Source organism: Parasegetibacter sp. NRK P23 (assembly GCF_023721715.1).
Taxonomy (GTDB): domain Bacteria; phylum Bacteroidota; class Bacteroidia; order Chitinophagales; family Chitinophagaceae; genus Parasegetibacter.
Window position 1 is genome coordinate 3,282,573 of the sequence record NZ_JAMDLG010000001.1, and the last position, 13,840, is coordinate 3,296,412.

Genomic DNA, 13,840 nt, shown 5'->3' on the forward strand with positions numbered 1-13,840 from the left:
CCCTCAAATTTATCCCTTGCATCCTTGCACTTTTGCACTGCCAAAGCAGTTGCCTGCCGCACCCTCTCAATGCTCCGCGCCGCCGCAAGCAAAAAATCCTCAACACTACCTGACCGAACATAACCAAGGCCTTGCGTCCTTGCTCCTTAGCGTTGCGAGGCTGCGAGGAACGAAGCAGGAAGCAATTGAGTGAAAACCCCTAAACAAAAAAAGGATGCACCTCCCGGCACATCCTTTTCAAAAGAATATGTAAAAATTTACTTACTCAGGTACATGCTCCTGTCCTTATACAGTTGCCTGAAATAAGGATCTCGCAGGTCTTTCACGAAGCGGATGGCTTCTCCTGTGGATTTCATTTCCGGACCGAGTTCTTTGTTCACACCGGGGAACTTGTTGAAAGAGAACACCGGTTCTTTGATGGCGTATCCCTTCAGTTTTTTCTCGAATTTGAAATCGGTGAGTTTATTGGCGCCCAGCATCACTTTTGTGGCGATGTTGAGGTAAGGAATCTGGTAAGCCTTCGCGATGAACGGCGTGGTACGTGAAGCGCGTGGGTTGGCTTCGATCACAAATACCTTTCCGTCTTTGATCGCGAACTGGATATTGATCAGTCCTTTGATGTTCAGCGCGCGGGCGATCTTTTCGGAATAGTGTTCCATGGTAGTCACCACGAGCGGAGTGAGGTTGAAGGCGGGCAGTACCGCGTTGGAGTCGCCGGAGTGGATACCTGCGGGCTCGATATGTTCCATCACCCCCATTACGTGGAAGTTCTCCCCGTCGAAGATGGCGTCCACTTCTGCTTCCTGGCAGCGGTCGAGGAAGTGGTCGATGAGAATTTTGTTACCGGGAATATGTTTCAGCAGGCTCACTACCGCTTTTTCCACTTCTTCATCGTTGATCACGATACGCATCCGCTGACCACCGAGTACATAAGAAGGACGCACGAGTACCGGGTATCCTACCTTATTGGCCACCACGATGGCTTCATCCACATCGTAAGCGGTGCCGTACTGCGGGTAAGGAATTTCCAGTTCTTTCAGCATATCGGAGAAACGTCCACGGTCTTCGGCGATGTCCATACTATCAAAGGACGTTCCGATGATCTTGATGCCTTTTTCGTGGAGGCGCTCGGCGAGTTTCAGCGCTGTTTGACCACCGAGCTGCACGATCACCCCTTCAGGTTGCTCGTGTTCGATGATTTCCCAGAGGTGTTCCCAGTAAACGGGCTCGAAGTAGAGTTTATCGGCCACGTCGAAATCGGTGGAAACGGTTTCGGGGTTACAGTTCACCATGATGGCTTCGTAACCGGATTCTTTGATGGCGAGTAGCCCGTGTACGCAGCAGTAGTCGAATTCGATACCCTGACCGATCCTGTTGGGACCGGAGCCGAGTACAACGATCTTCTTTTTATCGCTGCGTTTGCTTTCGTTGTAGTTGCCGTTTTCGAAAGTAGAGTAGAAGTAAGGCGTTTTGGCCTCGAATTCTGCGGAGCAGGTATCCACCATTTTGTATACGCGGGTAATGCCTGCCGCCTTTCTTTTCTCGTACACGGCATCTTCGCTGGCATCCTGCATGATGCGGCTGATCTGCTCGTCGGAGAAGCCATGGTGTTTGGCTTCACGCAGCAATTCGATGGGCAGGGATTCCAGTTTGTATTTTGCGATCTCTTTCTCGATGTTACAGATCTTCTGAATTTCGTAGATGAACCAGCGGTCGATCCTGGTGGCTTTTACTACGGTGCTCACACTTACGCCCAGCATCAGCGCGTCTTTGATGCGGAAGAGGCGGTCCCATTTCGGGGTCTTGATGTATTCGATGAGTTCTTCCGCGTGCATCTGGGATTTGCCATAGTAGCCCAGACCAACAGCGTTGTTCTCCAGGCTCTGGCAGGCTTTCTGCACGGCTTCGGTGAAGCTGCGGCCGATGGCCATTACTTCGCCCACGCTCTTCATCTGCAGACCGAGGGTATCGTTGGCACCCTTGAACTTATCGAAGTTCCAGCGTGGCACTTTCACGATCACATAATCCAGAGCTGGTTCGAAGTAAGCGGAAGTGGTTTTGGTGATCTGGTTTTCCAGTTCATCCAGGTTGTATCCGATGGCCAGTTTAGCGGCGATTTTGGCGATGGGGTACCCCGTAGCTTTGGAGGCGAGGGCGGAAGAGCGGCTCACGCGCGGGTTGATCTCGATGGCGATGATCTCTTCTGTTTCGGGGTTGAGGGCGAACTGCACGTTACAACCTCCGGCGAAGTTACCGAGGTCGCGCATCATGTTGATGGCGGTATTGCGCATCAGCTGGAAGGCGGTATCGCTGAGGGTCATGGCCGGCGCAACGGTGATGGAGTCGCCGGTGTGTACACCCATGGGATCGAAGTTCTCCACGGTACAGATAATCACCACGTTGTCGTTGGCATCGCGGAGCAGTTCGAGTTCATATTCTTTCCATCCCAGCACGGCTTGTTCCACCAGTACTTCGTGGATGGGAGAGGCCTGGAGTCCGCGGTTGAGCGCTTCGTCGAGGTCGTCTTTGGAGTGCACGAAACCACCGCCGGTACCACCGAGGGTAAAGGAGGGGCGTATTACGAGGGGGAAACCGATTTCCTGTGCGAATTCTTTTCCTTCGAGGAAGGAGTTCGCGGTTTTCGCTGTGGCAACGGGCACGCCCATTCTGATCATCCACTGGCGGAAGAGTTCGCGGTCTTCGGCTTTATCGATGGCTTTGATGTCTACCCCGATCAGGCGCACGTTGAATTTTTCCCAAACCCCGAGTTCTTCGGCTTCTTTGGCCAGGTTGAGGGCCGTTTGGCCGCCCATGGTGGGAAGAACTGCGTCGATCTGGTTTTCCTCCAGGATCTGCTCAATACTTTCCACGGTGAGTGGGAGCAGATAGACCCTGTCTGCCATCATAGGGTCTGTCATGATGGTGGCGGGGTTGGAGTTGATAAGAATTACTTTGATACCTTCTTCACGAAGGCTGCGTGCAGCCTGGGTTCCGGAGTAATCAAATTCGCAGGCTTGACCGATGATGATAGGACCTGAACCGATGATCAGGACCGACTTGATGGAGGCGTCTTTAGGCATTTTTTTATCGAGATAAATTGCGCAAAGGTATGAAGATGCGCCCCCCACTCCAAAAAAAAGTGCCCGCTTCGAAAAGAAGCGGGCACGCGGGGATATATCATCCGTTTAAAAATCTGATACTCAGTTGTGAAACGATAACAATTCGTACTCGTCAAGGGTAACCTCGCCATGCATCACATCCACATCCCCAGCCGCAGGGCGTTGATCGATCTGTTTGACCTTGAAGCGTTGTGTCAACCTGTCTTTTGTTTCCGAATTTCCCCATCTTCCCGCCACAAACCCTGCTGCGGCGGCTACCAGCAATGTAAGTTTTGTTTTAAATCCTGTTTTCATACGCTCCTGTTTTAAATTTTTAAAGGCTTAATAGCGGAATCTCATATTGGAAGATTGGATGTTTTACTGATGACAGAAATATCATGCCAAACGCTGTATCCTTTATATATAATTTTTAAGTTAACAGAACTTTTGGTTTGATGTTCAAACATTGGTTCTCCGGATAAGCCTGTTCACCTACCTTTGACCCACTATTAACGCAAAAAACAGGTAAAAGGATGGCGAAGACGCGTAAATTTTCAGAGAAGTGTGGCATTATCTTGTTTCTGGGTATTTTTTACCTCCTGCCGGTTCGGGCGCAATTGTTTCCGGCTACGGCTTATCCCCATAACTTCTTCAGAAATCCCCTCAACATCCCTATTTCCCTGAGCGGGAATTTCGGTGAACTCCGTTCCAACCATTACCACATGGGCCTCGACCTGAAAACCCAGGCCCGGGAAAACTTACCGGTGCACGCTGCCGCCGATGGTTATGTGGCCAGGATTAAAGTAGAACCCGGCGGTTTTGGCAGGGCCATCTACCTCAACCACCCCAACGGACTGACAACTTTGTATGCCCACCTCAACGATTTTTATCCAGAGCTGGAAAGGTATGTGCGGGAACAACAATACAAACAGGAATCCTGGCCGGTGTATCTCGACATTCCCCCCACGCTCTTCCCTGTAAAAAAGGGACAATTCATCGCTTATTCGGGGAATACGGGAGGTTCCGGCGGTCCGCACGTGCATTTCGAGATCAGGGAAACCAGCACCGACAAATGCATCAATCCCATGTTGTTCGGATTGCCCATCACGGATAATGTGGCCCCTTCCATTTTACGGCTTTCTTTGTACGACCGGAACAGGAGTGTTTATGAGCAGTCGCCAACCCTGTACCCCGTTAAAAAACTGGGCGGTAAATACGTGACCACACCCGCGATTATTTCCACCAGTCTCGAAAAAGTAAGCTTCGCCATCACCAGTTTCGATACACATACCGGCTCTTCTAACCTCAATGGCGTTTATACGATGCTGCTGTACGACAACGATGAAGCCGTGAACGGATTCCGGATGGAGAAAATCGGTTATGAAGATACCCGTTACCTGAACGCGCATATCGACTACCGCACCAAAGCCAATGGTGGCCCCTGGTTGCAGCACCTTTCTGAATTGCCCGGGTATATCAACAGCGTTTACAGGTCCTTTTCCGGCAATGGCGTGATCGACCTTTCAGATGGTGAAACCCACGATATCCGTATTGAAGTGCGCGATGCAGATGGAAACCTGTCTACCCTTTCTTTCAAAATCAGACAAACGACTCCTTACAAACCTGTAGCGCCGGCCGCAGGAAAAAGGTTTTACCCGTTGATGCTGGATGTGTATGAAAGTGAGGACCTTGAATTTTTCCTGGGGGAACAATCGCTGTACGATTCCGTGAGTATCAACCATACCCGCAGCGTTACCGCGGCGCCGGATGTTGTTTCTGCGGTGCATACCATCGGGGCAGCATACATTCCTTTGCAGGATTATTTCGCCATCCGCATCTTACCCAATAAACAAATAACCGCTGAACAAAAGCAACGTACACTCATGCAGCGCGTCACAGGGGCTAAAAAACAAGTGGTGAAAGTGGAGTGGCAACAAGACTGGGCCTTCGCGAAATTCAGGGACTTCGGTGTGTTCCGTTTGGTAGTGGATGAACAGCCGCCCGTTATTGTTCCCGTAGGATTTACCGACGCCACTGCAGCCACCTACCTTAAAACCGCGAAGCGTTTTGTTTTCACCGTTAAAGACAATTACGAGCAGTGGCAGAACTTCCGTGCTGAACTGGATGGGAAATGGTTGCGCTTCACCAACGATAAAGGACGCAACTACATTTATCCTGTAGATGAAAAATGTGGTCCCGGCGCGCACGAACTTAAAATAACCGTGGAGGATATCGCGGGAAATAAAACAGAGAAGATTTACAGTTTTACACGATAACTGGCACCAACGGAGATGGTGTTTTTCTGCCAACCCGTTACGGTGATTTCACGGATGATTCCAATGGCGAAAATTGCGTTAATTGGGTGAGAAACCGTGTTTTTGGGTTAACCCGGTGCCACCGACGTTGTTTTCTGCCCTTGCCCACGGTTATTTAACAACGGTTCTGTAGTGTTATAACGCGCTAACCTTTACGTGATTTTCCTTAAAGAAGATTTGAAATATCAGAACCTGCTCAAAAACTCCTCCACATACCTTCTTACCTCCGAAACCGGAGCAGTATGGTTGTTTATGAGGAACGAGAACACCAGCAGTTTCCCTTTTTTCGAATAGAGGTACCCACTAAGGGCTACCTGGTTGGAAAGTGTTCCCGTTTTCGCGAAGATGCGTCCCTTCTGACCGAGGTAATAATTTTTTAAAGTGCCTTCCCCTCCGGTAGGAAGAATATGTTTTAAACGATCCATACCAAATTCCTGCTGCATTTTCCTGAGCAGCCAGGTCATGGAGCGGGGCGTAACCAAGTTGTAACGACTTAACCCGCTGCCATCCACCCAGCGTGGTTTGTCGGGCATGGCGGCAAGCGGTCCCGTCATCATGGAATCGATGATGGATGCGGCATTGAAGTAACCTGTTTTCATATAGGAACAACAAAGCAGGAGTTGCTCCGCAAAGAAGTTATCACTCACGTGCATCATTGGACGAAGAACACTGTCCAGCGGACGACTGTAAACGGTTTGAGGGAACTCACGGCGAAGGGTGGAGGTAATACTGATGTCTTTCCGCAGGCTATCGTACAGCAATTCCAGGCCCGAACGGAGTGTATCGGTTACAAAAGGCACATCGGCGGTAGCCGAGGGTTCTTTCCCTTCCGCAATAAAAAAATGGTTGCTATCCTTCGCGCGCGATACGCCAAACGTATTGCCCTTCTTCCCGTAAAGAAAATTCACTTTCCAGTTGATGTCCGGTTCTGAAAGCACCAGTGTTTCCAATGAGTCCTCCACGGAAAGCGGTTGTTCATTTTTCCGTGTTTGTTGCACCCAATGGATCACATTGCCGTACACCGGGAAGGGACTTCTTTCCGGCATGTAATACGAATCATAATCATTCCAGGCCCATCCGGGACCGAAATGTTTTTCGTTCCAGTTGGCGGTGGTCATTGCAAGGGGAAGGCTGGTTTTTTTCAGGAAATCGAATACCGGCTGGTCCTTGAAATCAGGGTGTAAAAACGTGGGATCTCCTGTTGGAAAAAGGAAGATAGAATCGGTGGTTTCAACATAGTCCATGCCCGGCAATTGATCGTTCAGGACTGAAAGCGCCGTGTACAGGGAGAACAGCTTCATATTGGAAGCGGGGGTAAAGTATTTGTCGGCATTGTGTGCATAGAGCACTTCACCTGTTGTTGCATCGGAAACAACAACGCCCACGTGCGCGTTCTCCAGTACCGTTCCGCTGAAAGGAGCATTAATACTTGTAACAGTGGTTGCTTTTGGCGCGGAGCATCCTGTTAACAGCATCAATATAAAAACGGCGCCCACTGTTTTTTTCCTGTGTTTGAGGAAAGCTTTGGTGAGCGCCGGGATAGAATATGTACTAAACTTCTTCATGTTGCCATCTGTTCGTGGGCAACAATTTAGTTCATTTTATCAATTGCCGTTATTTCATCATGCGGATGGTTTTCTGATAGGTTTTACTTTGGAGTTTCAGTAAATAAATCCCGCGCTGAAGCGCGTCGTGTTGCAGCGGGAGATGGTGTTCTCCGGCAGACCTCATTCCTTTGGTCACCAGCTCTACCATACGTCCATGCACGTCCAGCAGTGTGATGGTCACGTCTTCGGCCTGGGGTAGTTTCAGGAAAACGAAAGCATTTGCCGCAACCGGGTTTGGCCTCACCTGGAAAACAAGTCCGGGGTTATTGATATCATCCACGGGCGTAATGGCGTTGGGGACGATTTTCACCGTTGCTTCAGCGCCCGTTTTCCCTGCTTCGGTGTTGCCGGCGTAATCTTTCGCGATGGAATAGAAGCGGTAAGTAGAGTCTTTTTGTCCGGTGAATACGGCTTCGGTGGCCGCGATATCGTAATGCCAGAGGGTGAAAGGACCATTGTTTATGGCAACATATACATCGTAGCCGCGAACTCCGGCGTGTGCATCGGAGCCGCTCCATTTCACCGTGAAGCTAGTATCCGGCGTTTGTGCGGGGAGCGTGTTCACCCTGCTTTGTGGCGCGGTAACATCTATGGTGTTCAGGTATTCATTGGTAACGATGGGCTTGTTGTTGTCGAAATAGATCAGCGCTTTGTTCCTGATGGCGGTTCCGGTATTGAAGCCGGGTTTCAGGGCAATGCTGAATGAAACGAAACCTTCTCCTTCCGCTTTGTTTTTGTTGGGGGCCAGGAAGCCATCCAATGGATCATCCGTAAGCTCCCTTGTAAGCGGATCAATGCTCAGGAAGCGCCAGGTTACCACTCCTGCCGCGGTATCCAGTTTGGCATCGAACCGCACGTGCAGGTCGGGCTTGGCGCTGCGGCGGAATACCGTTTGACCGGCATAAGCGTTCAATCCTGGAGGCGCTTTGTAGGTGGAGTCCGCGAAACCGTAAGCTGTTACCTGGAAGGTGGACAGGTCGAACTTCGATTTATCCAATGTATCTACAATGATTACTTCCTGCGCTGGGGCTGTTGCTGTGTCCACGTTCTCGAAGTATATGGTGTAGTTGAAGGGGGCGGAACCCTGTGTATAGTGTTGTGCGGTGTTGCCGGAGGGGCCTGTTTTTTCGTTGGGATCGAAGGAGGCGACCACCTGAACGCGCAATGATTCCAGTGCTTTGAACCCGAAAATACCTGAGCAGGCGAGTTTACTTTCGGCAGCTGCTTTCATCTTGTTCATAAAAATTCTTTTGAGCAATTTGTAAATGGCCTCTTTGGCATTTTTGCTTTTCATGAGGTCTACGATGTTTCTGCCATCACTTCCACAAGCAAGAATTATCCCAGGTCCTTGTTCAGCTATGCTTTGTAAAACAATATGCGGTAAAGAGAATGCCTGGCCGTAATACCACTTATGAATATCGCAATCGCCAATTTTGCCGTACGCTCTTTCCAGTGCATCGTAAGAAATCCCGGCACATGGGTGTTTCGTGAGTTTTTCCTGATTTGTTCGGAAAAACTGATCAACTTTTTGTTTGCATTTTATCTGATCAGTAAACGTTTCGTAAAGGCTTTTGTTGACTATAGTCGAGTTACAGTCAATGTATTGTGGGTTGGGGGGCGATCCGTAAATCGGGCTGAAAACAAACGCTTTTAGCTGTGTTTCCTTTACTGATTTTTGCGTTAAATCAAAGTCATATTTTATTGAGCTTTCTGCCGGAATTAAGGGTATAAGAAGCGGGTATATATCCATTGAGTCGTACCGGGAACTGAAAAGTGAATCTGTCGTAAAGTATGTCGATATAGAATCTTTGTGAATAGGACTGCTTTTTAAGGTGTATACTGTGAAGTCAAAGTCTATAGTTGATCCATGAGGCACTGCAATCCATATCGGAACCCCATGCGCATCAACATTACCTTTATTGGTTACATCAATTGAATATTTCTGCTTAATGCCAACTCTTGCACTGTTTCGTCCGGCTATAGTAATATTGAAGTCTGGTGTTGCCAATGGTTCAATTGTTATGGCATTCGCCAGCGTATAAGAACTGCCTTGTTGTTCCACGGTTAAGTCGTAAGATCCTTGTGGCGCATTTATGAGTTCGAAAGTTGTTACCAGTTCGTTCCCCCCCTTTCTTATTGATACATCCTTTCCTTGGTATTGTGCGCTACCATTCGTTATCGTGATGCTACCCGGATTGGCAAACCCTCCGCCCAAAATACTCACGGTAACACTCCCCGTATTTCCGCCCCTATTGGGATAGATGCTTTGCAGCGTCAGCGCATTCACAATTTGTTCAACGGTGTCCCTGTTACAGAAATTCTCCACCACCAGTTTCACGGTATAATTTCCGCCTTCCGCATATTTGTGAACAGGGTTAGAAACGGAGTCTATGCTTCCATCCCCAAAATCCCAGTAGTATTTTGTTGCGTCTCGGGAAGAGTCGATGAAACTGATTTCCGTACCCATTGCTATGTTTCCGAATTTCGCGGCTGCCACCGCGCCGCCGCACACTTTCACTTGTTTGCTGTGCACCAGGCTTTTCACCCCGGTATTGGTAACCGCGTAAAGAAACATGGTATATTCTTTTTCGCCTTGTAAGCCACTGAGGTCCGCGTCAAAATCCAGTGATACGGAGGCGGATGGTTCGGGAACCTTATAGGTATAGGTAGATGAAGTGTCTTCCGTATTTTGAAAGTAGTATTCAATGCGATCAATTTGCGCATCATTTCTTTCGTTCACGAAAAATGCGTAAGCCTGCGTTTGTCCCCATCGACCCTGATCATCTTTTGCACGAATGCCCAAAGTGTGGAACCCGACGGGTGTATTCGAAAGCGGAATAATGGCATTTAATGAACCATTCGCCGGAATGGTTACGGCCGTTGCTTTTCCCATACCCGGATCGTTGTCGATGAAATATTCGATGGCCGGAACGGTGCTGCCTGAATGTGGCTGCACATAGAATGCCTGGCTGTTCACATGCGACCATCTTCCATTGTCGTCACGTGTACGAATGAATAAAGTATGCATTCCTCCTGGAACAGTATTGAGCGGTATAAAAAAAGTACTGCCCGCTGGTGCGGAGGAAACGTTTACTGAAGTGCCCTTTCCTTCACCGGGATCGGTATCCAGGAAATATTCCGTTCTGTTGATTTGCGGAACGGAGGTTTCCTGTAAAAAGAATTGTGCCGATGTAGTATGTGACCATAACCCGGCGGAATTGGCGGCCCGGATGAAGAGGGTATGAAAACCGTTGGACAATGTACTCATAGGGAGCTGAAAGTTGCCTCCGGTTTGATTGCCCGTTGCAACAGAAAGGGGCATGCCTTTTCCCGCACCGGGATCGGCATCAAAAAAATATTCCACCCGCGCCACCTGGGCGTACGTATGGGGGCTCCATGCCGCGAGCAGCAGGATAAATAGGAGTGTACGCATGGCTTACTGGTTTGCTTTTACCTTGAGCTGAACCGGAAGCCCGGTTTGTTTGCTGCCGAAATTGTCGGCGGAAAACTCATAGATGGAAGGGACCGGTGGAACACCGGAGAGTACATAAGGATTTGTGCCGCCGAAAATCCCGGGCTGGGTATTGTTGTAACCCGCCGTAAGGTAAGGGGAGCCGGGCTTGATCTTGTATTGACCATCCGTGCTGTTGCCCGTTTTGCCCACAAAAAGATTGGTGGCATCGTAAGTCTGGTTGCCGTTGGTTGCCGGGAGTTGCCCGCTTCCGGTTAGGTTGTTCGCGATAGAGGATGCCTGGATGGTAAAATTGTTGTTCCCTACCAGGATATTATTTCTGAAAGTGCTGGCTTGCAACACCGCACCACGGAGAAAAATATTGTTTTCAACCAGGGAAAAGGTTCTGGGGTAGGTTACGCTTGACTGAAGGTTTAGGGTAGAGGAGATGATGTTGTTCTTTAAAACGATGCCTGTAAAAACGTGTCCACTGTTCGAATAATACACTCCTTCAAGCAGGTTCTGTACTATTTGTACATTGTTAGCGCCATTGAGTAGTATGATATCATAGGGAGAATAACAACGCATCACAATTACGTTCGGTGCTTCAATCTCAAACCTGTTGGCTGAACTGGTTTCAGCAAAGCTCAATCCGATAAATATACTTCCCGCGGCCGAAGCGTTTACGGTTATTTTGGAGAAAAGCGCCGGGGCGATGTTGGCCTGCGTTTCGGGGTTTTCGTTCAGCAGGAAACCAGGTCCTATCAATACCAGGCGCTTCGTGATCACCAGGTTCGCGTGAATCTTTGAAGTGCCTTCAATCATGAGGGTGTCGCCTGCCACCACTTCGGCCGCATCGTGCGCCTCTTTCACCGTGTTGTATATTTTTTGCGTCTTATCCGTAGTAAGCAGGTTGTTTACTCGGAAAACATTGGCTTTGGCAACAGTCACGCATAGGAAGAACAGTCCAAAAAAAAGTACATTTTTTTTCATATTGAGGGGCTTTAAATACTGATCGGGGGATATGGAGGCGGGCTTAGGATAGGACTGGAGCGGGAATGCACAATATAAAAACAAAAAACAAAAATGGCTTGTCACACCAAAGGGGACAAGCCATTTTTTATTCTACGCAATAATCTTTTACCCTCTTTCCATGGCACGGAGCCATCTTTCGGGAATATCGTTGTTGCTGGCCACCAGGTAATCGTGGTAGGAGCAGGCAATATATCTTTTATCGGGGAGTTGCATCCACCAGCGGCCGGTTTTTTTACTTTGCAGGAAAGTGGCTTCCACTTCCGCGAAGGCGAGGTGAAACGCGTTGAAAGCTGTTTCATCCGAGAGTGGCGCTTCGTTCTTTCCTTTGAACCTTCCGTCCACAACATACCATAGCATGTGCGCAATCTGCTTTGCGGTCATGTCCTGCACATCCATTGCGGGGTCGTAGCCATAGATGCCGATGGTGTTGATCCAGGGACTCAGGCCGGCTTGTCGCATCAGCACGCAGGCTTCTTCTCCGTTGAAACCGTTGGGGGTAATTCTGTTTACGGGGGCGTAGGCGTGGGCGATGGCCGCCACATCGAAGCTGAAAAGGCTGGCGTGGCGGATCACCGGCTCCATTTCTTCCGGTCTTTCTTTTACGTGCCCCACGCGGTAACAATCGAAGCGGAGTTTGTCGAGTGTTTCCAGCATACGGGGTTGAACGAGGTAGCTCTGGAAACCCACATGACTGAAATGCCGGATGAAGTTAGGTTCTGAGGTGAGCATTTCCATGAGGAAGTTATCGTTCCAGTGAACGGAGTCGATCGCCAGGTCGATGCGTGCATCCACGCAAACGGCTTCTATCACCCGTTCCAGGTTGGCGTAGGCTTTGTACTGCGCCAGGGTGAGGTCGTGGCTACCGCCGAGGATCACCACTGTTTTGCCCGCGGCGATGAGTTCCTGTAATACGGAATAAAGTGCGGCATAGGTATCGTTAAGGGAAGCGCCGGTTTTTACGTTCCCTATATCGGCGATCACCATATCGCGGTGCCAGTAATGCAACTGGTAGAATTGTTTACGGATGGCATCAGGCGCGGCATTGTTGTTCACCGGCCGACCGGTACCGCGTTGTTCGCCACAGCCCAGCAGAATAATATCCGCGTCGTCCAGATCGGGGAACTCCTCTTCGTAAGCTTTGATCACGGTGCCAAGCTGGCCTTCCTGGTAACCTTCATCGTCGGAAAGCGCGAACAGGTTCAGGGGTTCGAGGAAGTCTGCCAGTAACGTAAGAGAAGCCATACAACGATTTTGCCGCAAACCTACGCAAAACTGAATATCTTTGCCGCCATGGAGCAGATTGTACAACAAATTGAAGCCTGGAAATCAGAAATTGACCAGTTGCAGATCAGTAACGCTACAGCATTGGAGGAATACCGCATCCGGTTCCTTGGCACCAAGGGAATCGTGAAAGGACTGTTCGGAGAAATGAAGAATGTTCCCGCGGAGAAGAAAAAGGAATTCGGCGCCGTCCTGAATGTTTTCAAGCAGTTCGCCGAAGAAAAGTTTGAAGCCTGGAAACAACAGGTTTCCGAAGGCGGTGAAGGAGAGAGCGGACTCGACCTGAGCCTGCCCGCAGATGCGCTTCCGCTCGGTTCGCGCCATCCCATCACACTCGTAAGAAACAGGATCGTCTCCATCTTTCAGCGACTGGGCTTCTCCGTTGCCGAAGGTCCCGAGATTGAAGACGACTGGCACAACTTCTCCGCCCTCAATCTCCCGGAGAACCACCCCGCCCGCGATATGCAGGATACATTCTATGTAAAGAATCCGGAAACCGGGGGTGCCGACTGGCTCCTGCGTACCCACACTTCCAGCGTGCAGGTACGTGAAATGGAAAAAGGCAAACTGCCCATCCGCATCATCTGCCCCGGACGTGTATTCAGGAACGAAACCATCAGTGCAAGGGCGCACTGCTTTTTCCATCAGGTGGAAGGGTTGTACATCGCCGAAAATGTTTCTTTCGCCGACCTCAAACAAACCTTGTACTTCTTCGTACAGGAAATGTTCGGGAAAGACGTGAAAGTGCGCTTCCGCCCATCTTATTTCCCTTTCACGGAACCCAGCGCTGAAATGGACATCAGTTGCCTGATCTGCGGTGGCAAAGGCTGTAATGTTTGTAAACACACCGGCTGGGTGGAAATCCTGGGTTGCGGGATGGTGCATCCTAAAGTGCTGGAGAACTGCGGCATCGACCCCAACAAATACACCGGCTTCGCCTTCGGCATGGGCGTGGAAAGAATCACCATGCTGAAATACCAGATCAAAGACCTCCGCCTGTTCAGTGAGAACGATGTGCGATTTTTGAAACAGTTTGAAGGGGCGTAGGGAAAT

8 protein-coding genes are annotated in these 13,840 nt (G+C 49.7%); 2 read left to right on the plus strand and 6 right to left on the minus strand.

What is annotated here, in order from left to right:
* Nucleotides 1-257 precede the first annotated feature (257 nt).
* Both carB and M4J38_RS13265 read right to left on the minus strand, forming a co-directional pair.
* Entirely contained in the window at nucleotides 258-3,080 is a 2,823-nt protein-coding gene (gene carB / locus M4J38_RS13260) for a carbamoyl-phosphate synthase large subunit (protein ID WP_251760092.1), read from the minus strand.
* 120 nt (nucleotides 3,081-3,200) lie between these two features.
* Nucleotides 3,201-3,413 (minus strand): hypothetical protein, encoded by a 213-nt coding sequence (locus M4J38_RS13265; protein WP_251760093.1) that lies wholly within the window; start codon nucleotides 3,411-3,413, stop codon nucleotides 3,201-3,203.
* 218 nt (nucleotides 3,414-3,631) lie between these two features.
* On the opposite strand from M4J38_RS13265, the gene M4J38_RS13270 reads away from it, so the two are divergent.
* Nucleotides 3,632-5,374 (plus strand): M23 family metallopeptidase, encoded by a 1,743-nt coding sequence (locus M4J38_RS13270; protein WP_251760094.1) that lies wholly within the window; start codon nucleotides 3,632-3,634, stop codon nucleotides 5,372-5,374.
* 224 nt (nucleotides 5,375-5,598) lie between these two features.
* Here M4J38_RS13270 and M4J38_RS13275 read toward each other — a convergent pair whose 3' ends face one another.
* The 4 genes from M4J38_RS13275 to M4J38_RS13290 all read right to left on the minus strand — a co-directional run bounded on the left by M4J38_RS13275 (nucleotide 5,599) and on the right by M4J38_RS13290 (nucleotide 12,748).
* The gene (locus M4J38_RS13275) at nucleotides 5,599-6,978 is read right to left on the minus strand and encodes a D-alanyl-D-alanine carboxypeptidase/D-alanyl-D-alanine-endopeptidase (protein ID WP_251760095.1); all 1,380 of its coding nucleotides are present in this window, start codon (nucleotides 6,976-6,978) and stop codon (nucleotides 5,599-5,601) included.
* Between the two features lie 49 nt (nucleotides 6,979-7,027).
* Nucleotides 7,028-10,453, minus strand: coding sequence for a PKD domain-containing protein (locus M4J38_RS13280; protein WP_251760096.1), 3,426 nt, complete (start codon nucleotides 10,451-10,453; stop codon nucleotides 7,028-7,030).
* Nucleotides 10,454-10,456: 3 nt separating this feature from the next.
* Nucleotides 10,457-11,464 (minus strand): hypothetical protein, encoded by a 1,008-nt coding sequence (locus M4J38_RS13285; protein WP_251760097.1) that lies wholly within the window; start codon nucleotides 11,462-11,464, stop codon nucleotides 10,457-10,459.
* Nucleotides 11,465-11,611: 147 nt separating this feature from the next.
* Nucleotides 11,612-12,748, minus strand: coding sequence for an arginase family protein (locus tag M4J38_RS13290; RefSeq protein WP_251760098.1), 1,137 nt, complete (start codon nucleotides 12,746-12,748; stop codon nucleotides 11,612-11,614).
* A 48-nt stretch (nucleotides 12,749-12,796) separates the two neighbouring features.
* On the opposite strand from M4J38_RS13290, the gene pheS reads away from it, so the two are divergent.
* Entirely contained in the window at nucleotides 12,797-13,834 is a 1,038-nt protein-coding gene (gene pheS, locus M4J38_RS13295; protein WP_251760870.1) for a phenylalanine--tRNA ligase subunit alpha, read from the plus strand.
* The last annotated feature ends 6 nt before the right edge of the window (nucleotides 13,835-13,840 follow it).